This is a genomic window from Streptomyces sp. NPDC004610, assembly GCF_040609715.1.
Classification (GTDB): domain Bacteria; phylum Actinomycetota; class Actinomycetes; order Streptomycetales; family Streptomycetaceae; genus Streptomyces.
Genome location: NZ_JBEXLA010000018.1, coordinates 44712 through 67331, shown reverse-complemented (window position 1 = coordinate 67331; position 22620 = coordinate 44712). Strand labels below are relative to the sequence as shown.

Here is a 22620-nt window from a genome sequence, read left to right as displayed (position 1 = left end):
GGTCCCTCAGGTCCGCCACCTCACCCGCCCCACGCGAGTCACTCCGCCCCAGGGACGAACGGCCCCTCCGTGCGACGTCCCCTTACGTCAGTGGCATGGCGTTGTAACAGTCCTGACGAAGACTCATGGCGCACCTCCGGTCTCCTCAAGCTCTCACCCCCCACGTGACCGGGCTTACTGAACGACCGTGCCCGGTCGGGTTGCGCCCCGGGCGCGGATGAGGAGGAATTGATGGTCGCAGAACAATCCGCGGGATCCCGCCGCACCTTCCTGAGATCCGTGGGCGCCGCGGGCGGCGCCGGAGTCCTGTACTCGGCGATGGGGGCCCTCGGGCTCGCCCCGGTGCCCGAAGTCCGGGCGGACGCCTACCGGGCGCCCCAGCCCGGCGACTTCGCCCTCTCCGGGCGGGCCGGGAAGAAAGTGATCGTGCTGGGCGGCGGTATAGCCGGCCTGGCGACGGCGTACGAGCTGGGCAAGGCAGGGTACGACTGCCGGATCCTGGAGGCGAAGGACCGCCCCGGGGGCCGCAACTGGACGGTCCGCGGCGGTACGAGACTCACCGACCTCGACGGACGCACCCAGACGGCGTCGTTCACCAAGGGCCAGTACCTCAACGCGGGACCGGCCCGGCTGCCGCAGTCCCATGTCACCCTGGACTACTGCCGCGAACTCGGCGTCGAGCTGGAGGTCTTCGCCAACCAGAACGCCAACGCGTACATCTACCACGAGAACAGCGCCGCCCTCGCGGGCACACCCACCCGCTGGCGCACGGCCAAGGCCGATGTCTACGGCTATGTCTCCGAACTGCTCGCCAAGGCCACCGACCAGGGCGCCCTGGACGCCAGGCTCACCGCCCAGGACAAGGAACGGCTGATCGCCTTCCTCCAGAGCTTCGGCGCCATCAAGGGCAAGGCCGACGGCTACGCCTACACCGGCACCGGCCGGCGCGGCTACTCCGTCGAGCCGGGCGCGGCCATGGAGGCCGGTACGGTCCTCGGCCCGGTACCCACCCTGTCCGACGTCCTCGCCAGCGGCGTGGGCCAGCGCTTCTCCTTCGAACTCGGCTACGACCAGGCCATGCAGATGTTCCAGCCGGTCGGCGGCATGGACGCGATTCCCCACGCCCTGGCCAAGGCGGTCGGCCGGCACCGCATCACCTACGGCGCCAAGGCGCTGGAGGTCAAGGACCTGCCGAACGGCGCCGAGGTCACCTACAAGGAGCCCGGCGGCCGGACCCGCACCGAGCGCGCCGACTTCGTCGTCGCCGCCGTACCGCCGATGATCATGGCCCGCCTCAAGCACAACCTGGGCACCGCCGTCACCGCCGCGCTGAAGTACGCCACCCCCACCCCCGTCGGCAAGATCGGCCTCGAATACCGCAGCCGATGGTGGGAGACGGACCAGCAGATCTACGGCGGCATCACCCCGACCGACACCGACCTCTCCACCATCTGGTACCCCTCCTACGGCTACCAGGGCCGCCGCGGCACCCTCGTCGGCTACTACAACTTCGGCGCCAACGCCCTCGCGTACAGCGACCTGCCGCACGCCGAGCGCCTGGCGCGGGCGGTGAGCCGGGGTGTGCGGATCCACGGCAGCAAGTACCGCACCGAACTCGACCACTCCTTCAGCATCGCCTGGCACCGCACACCCGACATCGAGGCGGGCTGGGTGGGCTGGCCCTCGCAGACCGGCGCCGAGTACCGGCTGCTCAACCAGCCCGCCGGTCATGTCTACTTCGCCGGGGACTGGCTCAGCCATGTCATCGCCTGGCAGCACGGAGCGTTCACCTCGGCCCGCAAGGTCGTGACCGAGATACACGAGAGGGTGATGGCCGCATGAAGCGTCGTACACAGGTGGTGATCGGTACGACCCTGACCGCCTCGCTCCTCACCGGCGGCACCGCGCTCGCCGGGGGGAAGAGCTGGTGGCCCGGCAGCAAGGAGGTCCGGGTCATGCTGCCCCAGGGCCAGTCCAACCCGGCCATCGCCAACGGTGTGGCGACCGGCAGTGAGGTGGCCGTCTACACGAGCAGCGGCCTCGGCCCGTCCGCCCTCAACCCGTCGGCCCCGGCCGGTTCCCCCGAACTGTTCACCGACCCGGCCCTCACCCAGGGAGCCACAGGGGTCTCGGTCACCGAGGCCCAGTCCCTCGTCGTCCTGCGCAACATCAAGACCAACCTCGAAGCGGCGGGCCTGAGCCTGTCCGATGTCATCACCATGAAGTGCTATCTGATGAAACCGCCCGGCGCCGAGAGCGCCGACTACGCGGGCTGGAATCGCGCCTACCGCCAGTACTTCGCCAACATCGACCTCACCTCGCACAAGGTCGTCCCCGTCCCGATGGGCACCTCGGCCCCCAAGGCACCGCTGGTCGCCAACAAGGCCCGTCCCGCACGCGCCACGATGGAGGTCGTGTCCCTGGCCGTGAAGGGCTGGATCGTGGAGGTCGAGGTGACCGCCACCTACAAGAAGCGCTGACGGTGACGGGTGAGCGGGTGACCGCAGCCCGACCCTCCGCGCCGCGATGACCCACCCCTGCCGGGGGTGCCCCCGATCACCGTCGAGGGCGCCCCCGGCAGCTTGCTGTGGTGCTGCCCGGGTCCGGCAAGGGCTCACCCGGGTGGTGGATGTTGGTTAGGCTAACCTAACTTCATGGTCCGTGCCGCTGTCCCTGTCCGTGCCCCTGTCTGTGTCCCTGTCCCCGCTCGCCCTCGCGGCCCCCGTCACGGCATCCGTCGAAACCCCGACCCCCCACGTCCTGATCGACGCCCGGAGAGCGGACCGCGTCCCGGTGCCGGCACGCACCCGAACGACCGACAAGCCACCCTGGAGCACTGAACCGTGAAGATCTACCGAGCCGCCGTGTCCCGAGTGCAGCGACTCACCGACACCATGATCCGGGTCACCCTGACCGGCGGCGACCTGCCGGAATTCGTCTCGACGGGGGTCGGGGACGAGTACGTCCGGCTGTTCTTCCCGGCCCGCTAGTCCTAGCTCGGACACCAGGGAGCAAGTAACCCGCTGGTAGCTTCGGAGGGCCGTTTCCTGGCGCCGGGGCGTCTCGTTGAGCTGATCGGGTGAATGCCCGCGGGGTCAACGACAAGGGGCGGGTGTGCGGCAGGAATGGTCTCCGGAAGACGTGGTGGCGTGCTGGACGCTGGTGGACGGCGACTGGGACTTGGTGGCGAACAAGTCCGGCCCGACCCGGCTGGGGTTCTGCCTGATGCTCAAGTTCTTCGAGATCGAGGGCCGGTTTCCGGAGTTCGTTGAGGAGTTCCCGCAGGCCGCTGTCGACTACGTCGCCGGGCTGGCCAGGGTGCCCGCCGTCGACCTGGCGAAGTACGACCTGGCGGGCGCGAAGCGGCACCGGAAGCAGATCCGTGAGGCGCTGGGGTTCCGGCCGTCGACCGTGGCGGACGAGGAACGGCTGACGGAGTGGCTGGCGGCGGAGGTGTGCCCGGTCGAGCTGGTCGAGGACCGGCAGCGGGAGGCCCTGCTGGTGCAGTGCCGTGTCGAGCGGATCGAACCGCCGGGCCGCACGCGTGTCGGGAAGGCTCTGGTGGCGGCGCGCAACCGGTGGGAGCGGGAGTTCTGCGCCCGGACCATCGAGCGTCTGGGTGAGGTGTGCGTGGACAGGCTGCTGGCTCTGGTCGCGGAGGGCAGTGACGACGGTACCGCGCTGCTGGCCGCGCTGAAGCGGGACCCGGGCGCGGTCGGGCTGGATTCGCTGCTGACGGAGATCACGAAGCTGAACGAGGTCTGCGGGCTCGGCCTGCCCGGAGGGCTGTTCGCGGACTGCTCGGAGAAGATGGTGGCCGCGTGGCGGGCGCGGGCGATCAAGATGTACCCCTCGGACTTCCGGGACACGGCGGAGGGCGTGCGGATCACCCTGCTCGCGGCGTTGTGTTCGTCCCGCCAGGCGGAGATCACCGACGCCCTGGTGGAGCTGCTGGTCGCTTTGGTCCACAAGATCAATGCCCGTGCCGAGCGGCGGGTGGAACGGGAGCTGACGGCGGAGCTGAAGAGGGTGCGGGGCAAGGAGGGCATTCTCTTCCGTCTCGCCGACGCGGCGGTGGGCCGGCCGGAGGGGACCGTGCGCGCGGTGCTGTTCCCCGTGGTGGGGGAGAAGACGCTGCGCGACCTGGTCGCGGAGGCCAAGGCGAACGAGAAGGTGTTCAAGGCCAGGGTCCGCACCACCCTGCGCTCCTCGTACAGCTCGTACTACCGGCAGATGCTGCCGCCGTTGCTGAAGACGCTGGGCTTCCGGTGCAACAACACGGCCTACCGGCCGGTGATGGACGCGCTCGCGCTGCTGGAGAAGTACGCCGGGGTCGACGGCAAGACGCGCTTCTACGACGGGTCCGACGCGGTGCCGATGGACGGGGTGGTGCGCAAGGACTGGCGCGAGGCGGTCGTGGACGACAAGGGCAGGGTCGAGCGCATCCCGTACGAGCTGTGCGTCCTGGTCGCACTGCGGGATGCTGTGCGGCGCCGTGAGATCTATGTCGAGGGCGCGCTGCGGTGGCGCAACCCGGAGGACGACCTGCCCGGCGACTTCGAGGCCGCCCGCACGGTGCACTATGCGGCGATCCGCCGGCCGATGGACCCCAAGGAGTTCGTCGCGGGCCTGAAGCGGCGGATGACCGACGGGCTGGAGCGGCTGTCGGCCGCGCTCGCGGACGGCAGCGCGGGCGGGGTGAAGGTCACCACCCGCAAGGGGGAGCCGTGGATCACGGTGCCGAAGCCGGTGCCCCTGGCGGAGCCCAGCGGACTGGCGGCTCTCAAGGACGAGGTGGTGGACCGGTGGGGGGTGCTCGACCTCCTGGACGTGCTGAAGAACGCCGACTTCCTGACCGGTTTCACCGACGAGTTCACCTCGGTCGCCGCCTACGAGCGCATCGACCGCGATGTCCTCCAGCGCCGCCTTCTCCTCGCCCTCTTCGGGCTCGGCACGAACATGGGCATCCGCGCGATCGTGGCGACCGGCGAGCACGGCGAGAGTGAAGCCGCCCTGCGGCATGTGCGCCGGCACTTCATCACCGTCGACAACCTCCGCGCCGCCGTCACCAGGCTGGTGAACGCCACCTTCGCCGCCCGCGACACGGCGTGGTGGGGCCAGGGGACGGCGTGCGCGTCGGACTCGAAGAAGTTCGGGTCCTGGTCCTCGAATTTCATGACCGAGTACCACGCCCGCTACGGCGGCAACGGTGTGATGGTGTACTGGCACGTCGAGCGGAAGAACGTATGCATCTACTCCCAGCTCAAGAGCTGTTCCTCGTCCGAGGTCGCGGCGATGATCGAGGGCCTCCTGCGGCACTGCACGGACGCCGAGATCGAGTCGAACTACGTCGACACCCACGGCGCGTCCGTCGTCGGGTTCGCGTTCACCGAACTCCTCGGCTTCCGCCTGCTGCCGAGGCTGAAGAACATCGGCAGCATCCGCCTGTACCGGCCCGACGACTCCCCGCCCGGCTGGCCCGCGCTCGGCGGCTCGCTGACCCGCCCGATCCGCTGGGACCTGATCGCCCAGCAGTACGACCAGATGGTCAAGTACGCCACCGCCCTCCGCCTCGGCACGGCGGAGGCCGAGCAGGTCCTGCGGCGCTTCACCCGCGGCGGTCCCAAGCACCCCACGTACGCCGCCCTCGAAGAACTCGGCCGCGCGGTACGTACCGTCTTCGCCTGCGACTACCTCTCCGTCCCCGGCCTGCGCCGGGAGATCCACGGCGGCCTCCAGGTCGTGGAGAACTGGAACAGCGCGAACACCGTCCTCCACTACGGCAAGGACGGCGCCCTCACCGGCCCGGACCGCGAGCACGCCGAGACCTCCATGCTCGCGCTGCACCTGCTCCAGTCCGCGCTCGTCCACGTCAACACCCTGCTGCTCCAGCAGGTCCTGGCCGAACCGGTGTGGGCGAGGAAACTGAGTGCCGAGGACCGGCGCGGCCTGACCGCACTGTTCTGGTCGAACGTCAATCCGTACGGCACTTTCCGTCTTGACATGGACAAACGGCTCGACCTGCTCGCGGCGGGGGTGCCGCGACAGCCGGGCGCCGCAGCAGCGTCTGCTGCGGGGCCCCTCTGATCCCGCCGCGGGACGCGGCGAGCCGGGCGGGCGCCGTCACCCCCGTGGCGGGCCCGGGGCGGGCTCTGTCCGTCCGGCGGCGGCTGGACCGGCGTCCTGAAGACGGCCGCCGCCGGGGACCGCTGTCCGGGCAGGTGCCGGGCGCTCAGATGCCCGGGGGGCGCGGGCTCGGCAGGGGGTGGACGGTGTCGTCCGGGAAGGGGTTGTATCCCGGGTCAGAGAGGTGCCAGTAGTCGTTGATGCTTGCGGGTCCGCTGACGATCCTGTCCTGTGGGATGCTGTAGCGGACGTAGCTGTCGCCGTGGAACAGCCATGCCTCGTCGTCGGTGCCGGGGGCCAGGCAGGCGGCGTCGATGCGCTGGCTGAAGACGGTGTTGTTCAGGCCGTTCCAGTTCCCGGAGATGGGCCTGGGCCCGCTGATGCGTTTGTCCTCGGCAAGCTGGTATCTCACGTACTGGTCGCCCGCGAAGATCCACACGGTGTTGTGGTCGTTGGGGTGTTGCAGGATGGCGTCGATGCCGTTCTCGAAGCCGGTTCCCGCCAGCCCGGTCCATCCGTCCCCGATGAGGCGGGGGCCGATGGCGACCTCGTCCTTGTCGATGTTGTAGAGGACGTAGCAGTTGTCCTGGAAGAACCACCCCATGAGAGGTGCGCCGAACTGCCAGGGGGCGACGAGGGCGGCGTCGATACGGGCGGCAAAGCCCCAGCGGGCCAGGCCCTTCCATGCCGAGGCGATCGGGGTCCCTCCCACGGCGACGCGAGGGCCGGTGGAGGCTTTCAGGCTGTAGCGGAGGTAGAGGTCGTCGTGGAAGAACCACAGGTCCTGGGAGGCGTTGCCGTACTCACAGGGCATGACGGCGGCGACGCCGCCGACGAATGCCTGGCCCCGCATCCTGGTGAAGCCCTCGTGGATGCGCTGGGGACCCTTCTCGACGGAGTTGGTCATCATGTTGTAGAGGACGCAGTCGTCGCCCCTGAAGAGCCAGAGCCGCCCGGTGCCGCCGTGGGCGGTCACCGCGCCGCTGACGCCGTAGGCGAAGGAGGTGCCCGCCAGGCCCGGCATCAGATCGGTGAGGGGCCCGGGGCCCCAGAGGCCCGTGTTGCTGTCCAGGTCGTAGGAGATGGCCTCGGAATCGCGGAAGAGGAGGAGATAGCGGTCGTTGCGGGGGTCGCGGACGGCGGCGTCGATGGAATCGGCGAACGCGGTGCCGGCCAGGGCGGGCCATCCGTCACGTATCTCCCCCACCGTGTGACTGTGGCCGCTGGTGTCGTAGGTGGCGTACTGGTGCCCGCTGAACAGCCACACCGTGCTGGAGGTGCCGGGGCAGGGAACGACAGCGTCCACACGCAGACCGAAGTCGGTGTTCTCCAGGCCGGGCCAGATGTCGGCGAAGGGCGCGTGCCCGCCATCGTCGACGGCGTTGTTGCTGAGGTTGTAGGTGTTGCAGGTGCCCGGACGGAAGAACCACGCCTTGTCCGGCTTCCCCGGCTGGTTCCCGGCCGCGTCGAGCACCGGGTAGAAGCGCGACGGCAGGACCGGACTGGTGTCCGCGGCCGTGCGGGCGGGGCGTACCGCGCCGGATCCCTGGCGGGAGGGTCCCGGCGCGCCGCCGGGGCGCAGGTGCAGGATGGTCAGCGCCAGCGCGATCGTGATGTAGTCGGGGAAGCGTCTGGTGAGCGTCGTCGTCGGAGGCGGTTGCGCCGGTGTCTCGATGTACCGGATGAACAGGGAGCTGATGGAGTCCCAGTCCGGCTCCAGGTTGCTGATCTCACGCCGCTGTTCCTTGGTGGTGATGCCGGTGCCCGTATTCCACAATCCGCGCAGGATCTCCGCGATGCGACGGAATCTCGCCGCCTCGCAGATCATCTCGATCAGGAAGCCCATCGCGGGCCGCTGGAAATCTGTGACGTCCGGCCGTTCGGCGAGCTGGGTGACCGCAGTGGCCAGGTTCGCCCAGCCGAGATCGCCCCGCGGAATGCCGTTGTCGCCCTCGTAGCTCACCCCCATATCGATGGATTCGAGGGTGTAGTTCTGCTGCCGCAGTGCCCGGACGCCGGCGGGGAGCCTGTCCAGGCTCCCCAGGTGGTACAGGGTCATCTGGTCGGGGAGGGTGAAGCCCCACCCGTACAGGTTGGTGTCCTGGATGAAGAAGTCGACCATGGCCTCGCCCCTCACGCTCACCCGCACGCGGAAGACGCTGGCGGCCTCATCTTCCCGGTGGGCGTGTCGCATCCGCAGCAACTGGGTCGGGGTCCTCTGCCCGGGGGTCCGGGACGTGTCGATCGTCCTGTCCAGCTGGGCGACATACCGCAGGATGAGTCCGATGAACTGGTTGTAGGTGTTGGCGGGCGTGTTCTCGTCGATGTCCAGCGTGGCAATGAGCGGTACGGGCATACAGCACTCCTGTCTCGGAGAAGCGGGAACAGCGGGGCCGGACCAGTGCGCACCCGCGGCGGAAGTCCTCGCCGGGCCCCGGACCGCGCCGGGCCCCGGCGGCCAGGGCACACCACACCAGCGCGGTGCTTCGGGTCCATCCCCCCCATGGCATCTCCCGCCACCCGGCGCACACCTCCCCATTAGGAGGCGGAACCCCCCATTTACCCAGGAGAAGAACCGGTCAGCTTTCCGGCCACGAACCGTCCGTGCGGCTACGACCGCCGCAGCCGGGACCACAGGAGTCCGAACCGGGGCGAGCACCTGAACAGCTCGCATAAACGTTCCTTTACGCGAGCAAGATCGGTACCGGGTCACCGGACCGCCGCCGGACCCGGATTCACTCTCAGAACCCGTTCTCACTCAAAAGCGAGGCAGACCCCCTTCTGAGACTTGCATTGTGCGAAAATCCGGGCCCATGACGGACCCTCAGCAGCCCACCCCGGACGACCGGCCGGACGCCGACGACGTCGAACGGCACACCTGCCCGAAGTGCGACGCCCAGCCCGGCTCCCCCTGCCGCTCGCGCGGCGGCGCGGTCGCCTGCGCCTACCACACCCGCCGCTTCACCCTCGTGCCCCGGCTGAAGAAGGCCCTGCGGGTCCCCACCCCCGCCGACCGCGGACCAGGACGGCCCTGGCGGCCGGGCACCCCGCCGCCGGTACCCCTCGACCCGGACCTCCCGGGCGCGGACATCCGCATCGGCTACGCCCGCTGCTCGACCCTCGGCCAGGAACTCGACTCCCAGCTCGACGCCCTCGCCAGGCACGGCATCCCGAGGGGCAAGATCTTCAGCGAGAAGATCAGCACCCGCATCCGCGTCCGCCCCCGGTTCGAGGAAGCCCTGCGCACGGCCCGGGAGGTCAAGGCCCACGCCCCGCACTGCCGGGTCATCCTCACCGTCTACGAGATGAAAAGACTCGGCCGCGACGCCGCCGAACTCACCGCCCTGGCGGACCACCTCACCGCCCACGGCCTCATCCTCGAAATGCTCGCCGGACCGCTCCCCGGGATCTACGACCCCACCGGCCCCGGGAAGCTGCTGTTCGCGTTCTTCGCCGCCATGGCGGAGACCGAGCGGGAAAACATCCGCGAGTCCACAATCGAAGGGCTCGACACCGCCGCCCGCAAGGGCAAGCACGGCGGCCGGCCCCCGGTCATCACCGACGACATGCTCCACACCGTCCTCCGGCGCCGCGCGAACGGCGAGTCCGTTGAGCAGATCCAGCCCCACCTCCGGATCGCCACCGGTAAGCGCGCTGGGAAGAACCCGTCGGTGGCCAGCATCTACCGGGCGCTCGCCGAGTACGGCAAACGGGAGGCGTACCCCGAAGCCGTCGAGGCCGCGCACACCGACTTCACCAACCTCCAGAGCAGCGAACTGCCCGGCCCCCGGCCACAGTCGCAGACCGAGCGGTGACCAAAGACCGTCAAGATCATCCCGGGCCCTTCTGCACTTGCCTCGGCGACGCCCCGGACACGACCCCGCGAAGCTACCAGCGGGTTACCTGCTCCCTGGTGTACGAGCTAGGACCAGCGGGCCTTCCCGCACGGCCCCGACCGTCATGACCTCTCCCTGCCGGTCGTGAGCGGCAGCGGCTGGGAAACCCCTGAGGGCCGGCCCGCCGCCCCGATGCGCACCTACACCGTGCGCGCGGTCCGCCCCGGGTCCGCCGAGATCGACATCGACTTCGTCGTCCACGAGGGCGGAGTCGCCGCCACCTGGGCCGCGTCGGCCCGCCCCGGCGACCCCCTCGGCCTGAACTCCCCGACCGGTCTGTACAGCCCCCCGGCGGACCTCACCCGGCAGATACTGATCTGCGACCAGACCGGACTGCCCGCCCTCGCCCGCATCCTGGAGAACACCCCGCCCTCCGTCACCACCAGGGCCGTCATCGAGGTGCCCGACGAGCGGGCCGTCCAGCCGCTGCCCGCCCACCCCGCCACCAGGGTCACCTGGACCTACGGCGGCAACGGCCACGGCCCCTGTCTGCTGGGCGACCTGGTCACGGCGGCGGTGCCGCCGGGGACGGACTTCACCGGCACCTATGTATGGGTGGCCGGTGAGACGACCGCGCTGCGCAATGTCCGCAAGCATCTGCGCCGGACCCTCGCCCTGCCCTCGGACCGCTTCAAGGTCGTCGGCTACTGGGTCCCCGGGGCCGACAGCTGGACCGAACGCTACGAGGCCCTCCCGGAACGGGTGAAGTCGGAACTCGCCGCCCTGTGGGAGGCCCCGACCGACGACCTGGAGGACGTGGCGATCGAGTACGAGAACCGCCTGAGCGGGCTGGGGCTGTAGACCAAGGGCAGTCCGGCACCGGACCGGGACCTGCCGTTCGCTTCCCGGCGCCGGACCGGGACCCGTCGGCCGCAGCCCCGCACCCCACCGGGACTTGTCGATTATCGATATGCTCGGCTATCTTGGTCATATCGAAAATCGATAGGTCGGAGCAGTGATGGACACGCGACTCACCAGGACCCTGGTCTCGGTAACCTTTGCGCTGGCGGTGCTCTGCGGGCTCGCCTTCCTCGGTACGGGGGTCACGCGGATGACGGACGACGGGGCGGTCTGCGTACAGACCGACTTCTGGCACAACGCCACGCTGGCGGACCGGCTGCCGCTGGGCGACGGCGTGGAGGCGTCCAGCAGCGCGGCCCGGCTCTGCCAGGACCAGCCCTCCGCCGGGCAGCGCGCCGCCGATCTCGGAAGCCAACTGCCCTGGCTGCTGTTCGGCGCGGTCGCGCTGCTGCTCTTCTCCCGGATGCTCAAGGCCGTCCAGGTGCGCGGGCCGTTCACCGAGGCGGTGGCGCGACGGCTCTCCGTGCTGGGCTGGTTCATCGCCCTGGGCACCCCGCTCGCCGGTCTCGTCGTCGGCTGGTCGCAGTCCTGGCTCGTCGGGAGCATGGCGCCGATCGTGGGCTCCGGCCCGGCGGTCTCCGGACCCCTGGTACTCGTCCTCGCCGGCCTCACCGCGGTGATCATGGGGAGGATCATGGGTGAGGGCGTGCGTATGCGAGAGGACCTCGAAGGGACCATCTGATGCCGGAAGACGAACCCCATGCGATCCGCATCCACCTCGACCATGTCCTCGCCGAGCGCGGTATGACCCTCACCGAACTCTCCGCGCGGGTGGGTATCACCGTCGTCAATCTGTCCGTGCTCAAGAACGGGCGGGCCAAGGCGATCCGCTTCTCGACCCTGTCGAGGCTGTGCGAGGTCCTGCGGTGCCAGCCCGGGGATCTGATCACCTTTGACCCCGGGGAGCCAGGGTCCTAGGTGTTCCGGCAGGGGAGGCCGCGGCCGGGCGACGGCGCCGATGTCATCGCCGTCGATCTGTGCGGGACGCTGCCCGGGGCGGCCTGCGCCTCGTCCGCGCCGACCGATCCCGGCACGGTCGTCGCCCTCGCCGAGGGGACCGGGCGGCGGGCGGTGCCGCTGGTGGCCGATGTGACCCCGGCGGCCGGGGGCTGTCAGGGGGTGGTGCCGGTCCACAGATCGGTGCTGTGCGCGGCGATGAGCGCGCCGATGCGGGTGAGCACGTCATCGGCCGGCCGCGGATCGAGTCGGCGTCCGTCGCGCAGGCGCAGGGCGACGAGGCCGTCGGCGGCCTCGCGGGCGCCGATGACGGCCTGGTAGGGGACCAGTCGGGCCTCCCGGATCCGGGCGCCGAGGCTGCCGCGGTCCGGTCCCGCGATCTCGGCCCGCAACCCGAGTCCGGCGCAACGGCGGGCGAGGGCCGCGGCGGCAGGCAGTTCGGATTCCGACACCGGGAGAACGACCAGTTGGGTGGGGGCGAGCCAGGCGGGGAAGGCGCCGCCGTGCTGTTCGACGAGATGGGCGACGGCTCGTTCCACGCTGCCGATGATGCTGCGGTGGACCATGACCGGGCGGTGCTTGGCGCCGTCGGCGCCGATGTAGTGGAGGCCGAACCGCTCGGGCTGGTGGAAGTCGACCTGGACGGTGGACAGGGTGGACTCCCGGCCCGCGCTGTCGGTGACCTGGACATCGATCTTGGGTCCGTAGAACGCCGCCTCCCCCTCGACCGCCTCATAGGGCAGGCCCGAACGGTCGAGGACCTCGGTGAGCAGCGCGGTGGACCGCCGCCACTTCTCGGGGGCGGCGACGTACTTGCCGCCGGGGCCGGGGAGGGACAGCCGGTGGCGGGCCGGGGTGATGCCGAGCGCCTCGTACGCCCGCCGGATCATCTCCAGGGCCGCCCGCGCCTCCTCGGCGACCTGGTCCAGGGTGCAGAAGATGTGCGCGTCGTTGAGATGGATCGCCCGCACCCGGGTCAGGCCGCCCAGCACACCGGAGAGCTCGGAGCGATACATGCCGCCCAACTCGGCCATCCGCAGGGGGAGTTCACGGTAGCTGTGGGGGCGGGAGCGGTAGATCACCGCGTGGTGCGGGCACAGGCTGGGCCGCAGGACGACCTGCTCGCCGCCGAGGTCCATCGGGGGGAACATGTCGTCGCTGTAGTGCGCCCAGTGCCCGGAGATCTCGTACAGTTCCCGCTTGCCGAGGACCGGTGAGTACACATGGCGGTACCCGGCGTGCCGCTCGGCGGTACGGATGTACTCCTCCAGGGTGTGCCGGAGGGTGGCGCCGTCGGGCAGCCAGTACGGCAGGCCCGCGCCGATGAGGGGGTCGGTGTCGAACAGGTCCAGCTCGCGGCCGAGCCTGCGGTGGTCGTGCGCGGCGGTCATCGGGGTCTCCTCGCGGTCATGTGGGGCGGGTGACCGCAAGGCGAAGCCCCGGGGCACTCGCCCCGGGGCTTCGGACCAGATCGTCTGTCAGCGCGCCGGGACACTCTCCGGCGTCGTCGTGATGCTGGCGCGCTTCATGCCGCAGACCGTAGCAGGGCGCGGCGGTGGGCGCGGGGTGATTTTCCGGTGGGTCAGGTGAGGTGGACGCCGGTGTCGCGGCGGGTGCGGTCGACGGTGAGGGTGAAGACATCGGGGCGCCCGTAGTGACCGGCGACATCGAGGTCGAGGGTCTCCTCGTAGCGGCGGGCCGTGTCGAGGGTGGCGGTGATGATGCGAGCCTCGTCCAGGACGGGTTCCACGGTCCAGGTGCCGTCGGGTGCCGCGATGCTGGAGCCGCCGTTGAAGAGCAGGCCGTGTTCGGGCGCGTCGGGGCCGACGCCGGTCCGGTAGGCGGGCAGGAGGTCGGCCGGGACATCGTCGGTGGACAGGATCAGGCCCGCCGACACCACGAAACAGCGGCCCTCCAGCGCGTAGGAGCGGGCGGCGATCATATGGGACTCGGGGATGTCGGGCCACGCGGCGACATGGATCTCCTCGTGCTGGGCGTGGAGGGCGTGGCGGGCCAGGGGGTGGAAGTGCTCCCAGCAGATGAGGGAGCCGATCCGCCCGGCGGGGGTGTCGACGGCCCGCAGCCCCGCTCCGTCCCCGGCCGCCCAGACGATGCGCTCGGTGTGGGTGGGAGTGAGCTTGCGGTGGGTGTTGAGGGTGGAGCCGTCCGGGCCGATGGTGAGGAGCGTGTTGTAGAGGGTCCCGGAGGTGGGCGCCGCGCGCTCGTTGAGGCCCAGGACGACGGTGACCGCGTGCTCGCGGGCGGCGGCCCGGACGGGGGCCAGGGCGTCGTCACCACCGGGGTCGAGGACGGGGCTCTGCTCCAGGAGGCGGGCGTGCCAGTGCCGTGCCGCCGGGTCGCGCCAGCCGGCCAGGCCGAACACCCAGGCGGGATAGCAGGTCAGCCAGGTCTCGGGGAAGACGACCAGCCCGGCGCCCGCCTCGGCGGCCTCGGTGATGTGCGCGGTGGCGCGGCGCAGGGACTCGTCCAGGTCGAGCAGGGCGGGCGGCTGCTGGACGATGGCGACGGTGGTGGTGGTCATGGCCGTTCCTCCGGGGAGCGCGTGTAGAGGGCGGGGCGGCGGTCGGCGTGGACGTCGTTGCGTTCGCTGATGGCCTTGTCGCGGGCCTGGGCGAGGTCGACGGTGGCCGTCAGGACGGTCTCCTCGCCGAGGTGGAGCGGGGTCGCCGGATAGCCGTCGGCGTCGAGGATCACACTGCCGCCGAGCCAGTCCTGGCCGCGCTCGGTGCCGGTGCGGTCGGCGACGGCGATGAACATGCGGTTGACCGAGGCATCGGCCTGGACGCGCACGATCTCCCCGGGCCGCTCACCCTCGGGGCGCGGGTAGAGCGGCCAGTTCACGGGGCCGCACAGCAGCTGCGCCCCGTCGAGGGCGGCGAGGCGCACCCACTCGGGGAATTCGAGGTCGTAGCAGACCATGAACCCGATCCGGCCGTAGGTGGTGTCCACGACCGGGGGGCGGGCCTCGCCGGGGGTGAAGCCGTAGGTCTTCTCCAGGTTCCACAGGTGCGCCTTGCGGTACGTGGCGCGCAGACCGGTGGGGTCGACGAGGGCGGCGGAGTTGTGGACCCGTCCGTCCTCGCCGCGCTCGGCGAAGCCACCGGTGATGACCAGGTGGTGGCGGGCGGCCAGCGCCTTCCACTCGGTGAGGGTGGGGCCGTCGGACGGCTCGGCGGCGGCGCGCAGCTCGTCGGGTCCGGTGAAGACATAGCCGGTGTTGGCCAGCTCCGGCAGGACCACGATGTTCGCGCCCCGGCCGGCGGCCGTCTCGACGGCGGCGCGGATACGGCGCCGGTTGCCGTCGGGGTCACCGACGCGGGGGGCGAGCTGGCAGACCGCGACGGTGACCTCGGTGCCCCGGGGTGCGGGCGGGGCGGATGGCTGGCTCATCGGCCGGCTCCCTCCAGTTCGGCTTCGCTGGCCTCGCGGGCGGCGGCCTCGGCCGCATGGTCCAGGTTGCGGGAGAGCACCAGGTACAGCACGCCGGAGACGATGAGACCGACGGCGAAGGAGAAGTCGGCACCGCCGAGGGCGTCGGCCACCGGGCCGGTGTAGAAGCTGGTGGAGAAGAACGGGATCATCGCGATGAACCCGGCGACATAGGCGGTGATGCCGCGCCAGGCCCAGCGTCCGTAGATGCCGTCCGGCTTGAGGATCTCGGCGATGGCGTACTTGCCGCGGCGCACATAGTAGAAGTCGACCAGGTTGACCGCCGTCCACGGCACCAGGAAGTACAGCATCATCAGCACGAAGTTGTTGAAGCTGCCGATGTAGTCGTCCGGGATCAGCAGGGCGACCACCAGGGACACCAGGCCGACCACGACGAGGCCGGTGATACGCAGCCGCACGGTGGGCCGCACCTTGCGGAAGCCGTCCAGGGCGCTGGCGCCGGTGAGCATGGCGCCGTAGGCATTGACTCCCATGATGGAGATCAGGGCGAGCACCGAGGTCATCACGACGATCAGGCCGAAGCCGGGGAACAGCAGGTCACCGACGTGGCGCAGGGCCAGGATGGGGTCCGGGTCGGGCAGATAGCTGGCCAGGAGCGCGCCCAGCGACATCAGCCAGACGGCGGAGAACCCGGCACCCGAGTAGACCGCGCCGATCAGGCCCTTGGCGGAGACGTTCGCCGGGAGGTAGCGGGTGTAGTCGGAGACATAGACCGCGTAGCTGATGTTGTAACCGGCGGCGAGCGAGAACTGCACCAGGAAGGCCGTGGTGTCCCACCCGGCGGAGGCGGCGGGCACATCGGCGGGGACCGGGTTGGACCCGAAGTGGACGATGGCGACGACCGTGAGGACGGCGAAGACGACGACCAGCAGATAGGTCAGCCAGCGCTGGACGAAGTGCAGCAGATCGTGCCCGACGACCGCGATGACGATGGACAGCGCGATCAGCACCGGGTACCAGAACAGCTTGCCGTCCGGCAGCAGCAGCCCGAGGCCCTGCTCGGCGAGCACGGTGTCGAAGACCAGGAAGCCCACATACACGAAGACGGTGGCCGCGAACGGCACGGTGGAGCCGCGGCTGCCGAACTGGGCGCGGGACTGGATCATCTGGGGCAGACCCATGCGCGGGCCCTGGTTGGCGTGGAAGGCCATGAAGAACGTACCGGCGGCGACGCCCAGCACGATGGCGAGCACGCTGTACCAGACACTCAGTCCCATGGAGGCGCCGACGAATCCGGCGACCATCGTGGGCAGCACGAAGTTGCCGGTGAACCAGAACGGTCCCTGGTGCCAGACCTTGCCGTGCCGCTCGGCGGCGGGCACATAGTCGATGGAGTGCTGCTCGATCGCCGAGTCACGCTGGGTCGCGATGTCCGAGGAGGTCATGGCCTTCCCCCTTGTCGTTCGTGGGGCCGGGGCTCGGGCACCGGCGGACGGTCGTGCTTCATGGCCGAGAGGGGCTCCCATGAGAAGGGAAGTTACCTATACACAACAAAGAATGCGTATTAGACAACTTTCATTCCGGGTAGTGTTTGCGCAGAGTGACCCCCCTGTCAAGGGCTGTCCGCACGCCGAACGAGTGACGCGAGGAAGTCGAGGAAGTCGATGAAAGCGCTGCACCCGACGCCGTCCACCGACCCGGTCCGCGTCGGGGCCCGGCTGCGGGCCAGCCGCAAGGCCCAGGGGCTCACCATCGAGCAGGTCGCCGCGGCCACGGGTCTGACCAGGGGATTCCTCAGCCGGGTCGAACGCGACGAGACCTCACCGAGCGTCACCACCCTGGTCACCCTGTGTCAGGTGCTCTCCCTGCCGGTGGGCTCCCTCTTCGAGGGCGCCGACACCGAGGTGATCCGCCTCCCCGCGGCGCCCCGCCTCAACATGGGCGGCCATGGAGTGGAGGACCTCATGGTCACCCCCCGCGCCCAGTCGAAGATCCAGATCCTGCGCTCCCGGCTCGACCCCGGCGCCCACGGCGGCGCCGACCTCTACACCATCAACTGTGATGTGGAGGTCCTCCATGTGATCAGCGGCGAGGTCACGGTCAGGTTCACCGACCACGACGAGACACTCACCGCCGGTGACACCCTGACCTTCTCCGGACGGGAGCCGCACACCTGGAGCAACACGGGGAGCGGCTCGGCCGAGGTCACCTGGACGTTCGTTCCGGCGCCGTGGAGTGGGTCGCACTGAGGGGGCGCTCGCGCTGAGGGAGCTGGCTCGGGCTGAGGGGGTGCTGGGGTGCGAGGGGCCGCCCGGCGGGCCATGCGCCTCGCGCCGGACACTGAGCGTTCGGCCCCACTGACCTTGCCGCTCCACTCCGCCCAGCTCGCCATAATGCCCGACGACGAGTCTGTCTCCGCCACCGTCACCGCCACGCTTGTCGATTGTCGATGCCTGGGAGGGGTCGGCGGCGGGGCGGTACGGCTGCTTCGCCGGGCACTTGCGGCGGGGGCGCAGGACAAGGCGTCCACCGCGGTGCCGTACGCCACCTCGGGCCGGCGCCGCCAAGCGCGCGCCGTCGATCCCATGGTGCCGGGCGCAGGCCGGGCCGGGCGGCGTGGGCGGGGCCCACGCCGTCGTCACGCCTGTTTCGAGACCGACGCGGCGGCGTCGGCCGTCGCCGGTGCCGGGGCGGCAGGCCCGGACGGTCGGTCCTGGTCGTCGTCCGGGACGGGCTGCGCGGGCCCCACCGGCAGGATCCTGGCGGCGACGGCGATGACCGCGCCCGCCGCCACCAGCCACCAGAACGTCGTACGGAACGCGGACTCCAGCGGCGCCGACGCCTCGGCCCTCTGGAGGACCAGCGTGAGCAGCGCGATGCCCAGCGCGCCACCGATCTGGTGGACGATGAACAGCGCCGAGGTCGCGCGCGAGGTCGCGCCGCGGGAGACGGTCCGGAAGACCGAGCCCATCGTGGCCGAGGCGACCGCACCGAGCCCGAACCCGACCACGACCAGCCCGATCACGGCGAGAACGCCCTGGACTCCGAGCGCGAACGGCAGGAATCCGGGGATGACCAGCAGCCCCCCGACCGTGGCGAGCGGCCGGGCACCGGTGCGGTCGGACAGCCGTCCGGTCAGCGGCTGCCCGACCAGGGCGAGCAGCAGACCCACCATCATCACGCCCACGAAGAACAGCACGGACACGCTCACGGTGAATCCGCCGCTGCGGAAGAGCCGCAGGTCGATCAGGGGCTCGTGACGGGTCTTGAGGGCGTGGACGGCGTAGCCGGTGAAGAGCGCGACACCGACGGCGGCCGAGAGCGTCCCACTGAGGTGTGGTCCGGCGGCCCGCCGGTCGCGCCCCCGTCAGCCAACCAGCCAGCCGGCACGCAGGCACCCCACCAGGCAGGCACATCGGCGTGCGGGAACACAGGAAGACCGCCGCCTCCCCCACGAAGCGACGGCCGTCCGTGCCCCGTCCAGCACCTCTCACCGAGGTCCTGTCGAGGCAGTCCCTGTTGCCGGGCGCCCCATCCGATCCCGTAGGGGAGTACAGGCGCGCCGGTCCACCGGGAAGCCGGAGTTCAGTATGAGCGCTTCCCGATGCGCTTCACACTCTCCCGCCGGACACGGCCCTGCACAGGAGGCGGGCGGTGGTCTGCCTCTTGTACTGATCCCTTCTGCACGGACGTACATGCCTGGGCCGGTCGTCGGGCACCGAGCTCTGCAATCAGCCCAGTTGTCCGAAACGCTCCGTCGCTGGACTCGTTGACTCATGATCACAGCTATGAACATGATGGGCGACCGCCGGGCGGATCCCCTCGGAGTGCCCCGGGTTCAACGAGTCGGTACGGGTGAGGCCGTGGAAGTCGAACTGATCCGGGCCACAGGGGTCTGCAAGGCATACCGCTCCGAGGTGGAGACGGTGTGGGCGGCGCGTGACGTGAACTTCGTGGCCCGGTCCGGTGAGTTCGTATGTGTCTACGGCGCCAGCGGTTCTGGCAAGTCGACCCTGCTGAATCTGCTGGCCGGCCTGGATCTCGCCGATTCCGGCGAGATCAGGGTCGGCGGTGTCGAGGTGGGGGCCGCGGACGAGAAGCGCCGGGCGGAGCTACGGCTGCGCACGGTGGGAGTCGTGTTCCAGGATCACAACCTGATCCAGGAGTTCACCGCGGCGGAGAACGTCGCCCTGCCGCTGGAAGCATGCGGACTGTCCGCCGCCGAGGCCCGTTCCGCGGCGCTGGAGCAACTGGCGCGGGTCGGGCTGGCCGGATTGGAGGACCGACTGCCCCGGCAGTTGTCCGGCGGGCAGCGGCAGCGGGTGGGCGTCGCGCGGGCACTCACCGGCCGACGCACGGTGCTGCTGGCGGACGAGCCGACCGGGGCACTGGACTCGGAGGCCACCCGGGAGCTGTTCGCACTGTTCCGGGAGCTGTGCGACGAGGGTGTCCTCAGCGTGATCTGCTCGCACGATCCACGATGCCGCGAGTACGCCGACACCGTCTACGAGGTCATCGACGGACGGCTGGAGAGGCGGTCGTGAGAGCCGCGGCGGGGTCCGTACTCGGGCAGGTGCGCCTGGTGTTCCGCCTCGCCCGGCGGCTGGCACGCGGGCGGGCGCTGCTCCGTTCCACCTCCACGGTGTTCGTCGCCGGGCTCTTCGTCATGGCGATGTTCGTCGTGCTCAAGACGCTGTCGCTCTCGGGTGCGCAGGTCGCCGACCGGGAGATGGGCCGCTTCGACGCCTCGGTGGGCTACGGCAGCATCGTGCTCCCGCCCGGGGACGACACCTTCGCGGACGAACTGCTCGGCCGGGTGCGGGGTGCCGGTATCACGGACGCCACGGTCATGCTCGTCGTTTCCGACGTCCAACTCGACGTCACGCCCGAGCGTGAGGTGGCGATGCTGGAGGCCGACTGGACCTCCAGCCCCTACCCGAAGCGCTACGCGTTGCAGTCCGGGCGGTGGCCGAACCGGCCGGGTGAAGTGGTCGTCACCGAGACCGGCGACGTGCGCACCTCGCCGGGCGAGGCACTGACCGTGCTCGGGGATGTGCGCCTCACGGTGGTCGGAACGGCCGACGACCGCCATGCCGACACCACGAATCTGCTCGCCGCGTCCGGCACCTGGGCGACGCTGGACGAAACCCTCGCCGAGGACCATCCGGTGCTCAGAGCCCAGCCCTTCCTCCTGTGGTCGCACGCACCGCCGGAACACGCCGTCGACGCCTTCACCACGGCCGTTCGCACCTGGGAGCAGCGGGAGGAGGGAACACGGGGGGAGGGCACAAGGGTGGAGGACGCCTCACCGGTCGCCGACACCTTGTCCCTGCGCGGGGACCGCGGCGCCGAGGGGCTGTGGATCGAGAAGACCCCGGCCGGATACACCGTTCCGGCGGTACTGGTGCCGATGGGCGCCGTGCTGCTGGTCTTCGGACTCAACGACCGGCACTTCCGGCGCACCGTGGACACACTGGCCTCCCTGGGCCTGTCCCGCCGGACGGCTGCCGCCGGGCTCACCCTGGCCGCCCTGATGTGGTCGCTCGTCGCGGCGACGGCGGGCGCGCTCGCAGGTCTGGGAACGGGGGTGGGCGCCCGTCTCGTCATCGCCCACCTGCGACAGCTCCCGTCCGGCCCCGTCGAAGGACTCGGCGACCCGGTGCTGCGCCTGTTCGTCCTGATCGCCCTCACCTCCCTCGGCGCGGGCCTCGCACTGGCCCGCACCCGCCGTCCCTTCGCCATCCGCCGTCCTCACCGCGACATCGGCCGTCCTTCCCACGCCATCCGCCGTCCTCCCCGCGCCCTCCGGCGCCCTCACCTCACCGACCGGCGTCCCCAGCGCACCATCCGCCGCCCTCACCTCACCGACCGCCGCCCTCAGCGCACCATCCGCCGCCCTCACCTCACCGACCGCGACGCCGATACGGTGCCGGTCACCAGGGCGGCGACCCGCCGCCTTCGGAGCGGCAGACGGCTCCTGGCCGTCGCCGCCTGGTGCGCCACCGGCCTCTACGCGGCCCGCGTCGATTCCCCGGCCATGGCGATGACGCTGGCGGGCGTGGTGACGGTGGCGGTGCTGCTGGTCATCCCCGAAGCGTTCGCCCTGGTGCTCGCGCTCCTCCCGGAACGGGGACCCCGACTCCGCCTCGCCCGGCGGCAACTGGCCGCCGACGCGCGCCGAGCCTGCGCCGCGATCGCCGTACTCACCGTCCTCTTCGGCGCGTCCATGGGGTTCCTGGCCCTGCTGGACACGCTGCTGCGCACCGCGAACACCCAGAACCATCCCGATGTCGTCCCGGGCCAGGTCCTGCTCGCGGACAGCAGCAGCGAGCGCTTCGCGCCCTCCCCGGCCGTACTCCGGGCCGCCGAGACCTCCGGCGTCCTCGACGGCCACCCCCGTACCGAGGTCGTCTCCGTCCTCACCATGTCCGAGGACGAGACGATCACGCGCACGGCCACCCGCCCCGGCAGCCACGGCGTCCTCCTCGCCGTGGACTCCCCGGCACATGCGGAGCGGCTGCTCGGACACCCCCTCGACGGCACCCAGACCGCCACCCTCACCGACGGTGGCATCCTCGTCTGGGCAGACTCCCCCGGAGCACCCACCGGCACCGACGCCCGCACCGAACTGCTCCTGCGCGAGAACGACGAGGTTCTCGGCCGGACCGCGGAGCTGCCCGCCGTGGCGGTGGACGCCGCACTCACCGGCTGGCGGGCCGGAAGCGACGGCCTCCTGCTCCGCTCCACCGTCCGCGAGCACCGTCTTCCGGCCCCCGAACACGGCCCCGTCATGATCACCGGACTCACGGACACAGCGGCCAGAGCCGTTCAGCAAGCGCTCATCGACGCCGGTCTCGACGCCCGCGCGGCGAGAATCCATGTACCGCCCGCACCCGAGATTCCCCCGGCCGCGCTTCTGGCCACCGCCGTCGCACTGGTCCTGCTGGTCCTGGCCACGGTCCTGACCGCGATCCGAGGGCAGACCCGCGCTCTCCGCGGCTATCTGGCGGGCCTCACGGCACTCGGTCTGCCCCCCGCGTGGGCGCGGCACATCCTGCTCTGCCAGCACGGGGTCCTCATCATCGCCGGTACGCTGCTCGGCCTGGTCATCGCCCTGATACCGACCCTGGTCATCGCCACGCGGATCTCCGGCTTCGTGCTGAGCGTCCCCTGGGGGCAGCTCGCCACGCTGCTCGCGGCGATCTATCTCGCCGCAGCCCTCGCGGGCACCCGCTCGGTCCTGCGGCTCCACACCAGGGACGAGTGGTGAGGCGGGCCGGGGACCCCGCTTCCTGATCGGGTAGGACTGATGGCTGTTGGGGTCGGGAGAGCGGGAATCGGACGGGATTGTTTCTTGCTGAAACTAACC

Annotated in this window: 17 protein-coding genes; 11 read left to right on the top strand and 6 right to left on the bottom strand. The window is 70.7% G+C overall.

What is annotated here, in order from left to right; all coding sequences use genetic code 11:
* The first annotated feature begins 231 nt into the window (after positions 1-231).
* The 4 genes from ABZX40_RS21030 to ABZX40_RS21015 all read left to right on the top strand — a co-directional run bounded on the left by ABZX40_RS21030 (position 232) and on the right by ABZX40_RS21015 (position 6087).
* On the top strand, positions 232-1842 hold the full coding sequence (locus ABZX40_RS21030) for a flavin monoamine oxidase family protein (protein ID WP_355740307.1): 1611 nt from the start codon (positions 232-234) through the stop codon (positions 1840-1842).
* Positions 1839-2480, top strand: coding sequence for a Rid family hydrolase (locus tag ABZX40_RS21025; RefSeq protein ID WP_355740309.1), 642 nt, complete (start codon positions 1839-1841; stop codon positions 2478-2480). The genes ABZX40_RS21030 and ABZX40_RS21025 overlap by 4 nt, the downstream gene beginning before the upstream one ends.
* A gap of 363 nt (positions 2481-2843) precedes the next feature.
* The gene (locus ABZX40_RS21020; protein ID WP_355740311.1) at positions 2844-2990 is read left to right on the top strand and encodes a siderophore-interacting protein; all 147 of its coding nucleotides are present in this window, start codon (positions 2844-2846) and stop codon (positions 2988-2990) included.
* Positions 2991-3114: 124 nt separating this feature from the next.
* A complete protein-coding gene (locus tag ABZX40_RS21015) occupies positions 3115-6087 on the top strand; it encodes a Tn3 family transposase (RefSeq protein ID WP_355740313.1) in 2973 nt (990 codons plus the stop codon).
* A 145-nt stretch (positions 6088-6232) separates the two neighbouring features.
* Here ABZX40_RS21015 and ABZX40_RS21010 read toward each other — a convergent pair whose 3' ends face one another.
* Entirely contained in the window at positions 6233-8482 is a 2250-nt protein-coding gene (locus ABZX40_RS21010) for a hemopexin repeat-containing protein (protein WP_355740315.1), read from the bottom strand.
* A 457-nt stretch (positions 8483-8939) separates the two neighbouring features.
* Here ABZX40_RS21010 and ABZX40_RS21005 point away from each other — a divergent pair, with 457 nt between their 5' ends.
* The 4 genes from ABZX40_RS21005 (at position 8940) to ABZX40_RS20990 (ending at position 11801) form a co-directional block, all read left to right on the top strand.
* Positions 8940-9941, top strand: coding sequence for a recombinase family protein (locus ABZX40_RS21005; protein WP_355740317.1), 1002 nt, complete (start codon positions 8940-8942; stop codon positions 9939-9941).
* 165 nt (positions 9942-10106) lie between these two features.
* Positions 10107-10823, top strand: coding sequence for a siderophore-interacting protein (locus ABZX40_RS21000; RefSeq protein ID WP_355740319.1), 717 nt, complete (start codon positions 10107-10109; stop codon positions 10821-10823).
* A gap of 157 nt (positions 10824-10980) precedes the next feature.
* Entirely contained in the window at positions 10981-11565 is a 585-nt protein-coding gene (locus tag ABZX40_RS20995; protein ID WP_355740321.1) for a DUF2975 domain-containing protein, read from the top strand.
* The gene (locus ABZX40_RS20990; protein ID WP_355740323.1) at positions 11565-11801 is read left to right on the top strand and encodes a helix-turn-helix transcriptional regulator; all 237 of its coding nucleotides are present in this window, start codon (positions 11565-11567) and stop codon (positions 11799-11801) included. Before ABZX40_RS20995 ends, ABZX40_RS20990 begins: the two co-directional genes overlap by 1 nt.
* Before the next feature lie 194 nt (positions 11802-11995).
* Here the strand turns inward: ABZX40_RS20990 and thrS are convergent, their stop codons facing one another.
* The 4 genes from thrS to ABZX40_RS20970 all read right to left on the bottom strand — a co-directional run bounded on the left by thrS (position 11996) and on the right by ABZX40_RS20970 (position 16696).
* A complete protein-coding gene (gene thrS, locus ABZX40_RS20985; RefSeq protein ID WP_355740325.1) occupies positions 11996-13231 on the bottom strand; it encodes a threonine--tRNA ligase in 1236 nt (411 codons plus the stop codon).
* A gap of 191 nt (positions 13232-13422) precedes the next feature.
* On the bottom strand, positions 13423-14382 hold the full coding sequence (locus ABZX40_RS20980; RefSeq protein WP_355740327.1) for a carbon-nitrogen hydrolase family protein: 960 nt from the start codon (positions 14380-14382) through the stop codon (positions 13423-13425).
* Complete coding sequence (locus tag ABZX40_RS20975; protein WP_355740329.1) at positions 14379-15251, bottom strand: nitrilase family protein; 873 nt, start codon at positions 15249-15251, stop codon at positions 14379-14381. Before ABZX40_RS20975 ends, ABZX40_RS20980 begins: the two co-directional genes overlap by 4 nt.
* A complete protein-coding gene (locus ABZX40_RS20970; protein ID WP_355740331.1) occupies positions 15248-16696 on the bottom strand; it encodes a cytosine permease in 1449 nt (482 codons plus the stop codon). The genes ABZX40_RS20975 and ABZX40_RS20970 overlap by 4 nt, the downstream gene beginning before the upstream one ends.
* 219 nt (positions 16697-16915) lie before the next feature.
* Here ABZX40_RS20970 and ABZX40_RS20965 point away from each other — a divergent pair, with 219 nt between their 5' ends.
* Positions 16916-17500: a helix-turn-helix domain-containing protein gene (locus ABZX40_RS20965; protein ID WP_355740333.1), complete on the top strand. Its 585-nt coding sequence runs from the start codon at positions 16916-16918 to the stop codon at positions 17498-17500.
* Between the two features lie 389 nt (positions 17501-17889).
* Here ABZX40_RS20965 and ABZX40_RS20960 read toward each other — a convergent pair whose 3' ends face one another.
* Positions 17890-18462, bottom strand: a complete 573-nt coding sequence (locus tag ABZX40_RS20960; protein WP_355740335.1) for an MFS transporter — start codon at positions 18460-18462, stop codon at positions 17890-17892.
* A 652-nt stretch (positions 18463-19114) separates the two neighbouring features.
* On the opposite strand from ABZX40_RS20960, the gene ABZX40_RS20955 reads away from it, so the two are divergent.
* A complete protein-coding gene (locus ABZX40_RS20955) occupies positions 19115-19795 on the top strand; it encodes an ABC transporter ATP-binding protein (RefSeq protein WP_355740337.1) in 681 nt (226 codons plus the stop codon).
* Entirely contained in the window at positions 19792-22521 is a 2730-nt protein-coding gene (locus ABZX40_RS20950; RefSeq protein WP_355740339.1) for a hypothetical protein, read from the top strand. The genes ABZX40_RS20955 and ABZX40_RS20950 overlap by 4 nt, the downstream gene beginning before the upstream one ends.
* Positions 22522-22620: the final 99 nt, after the last annotated feature.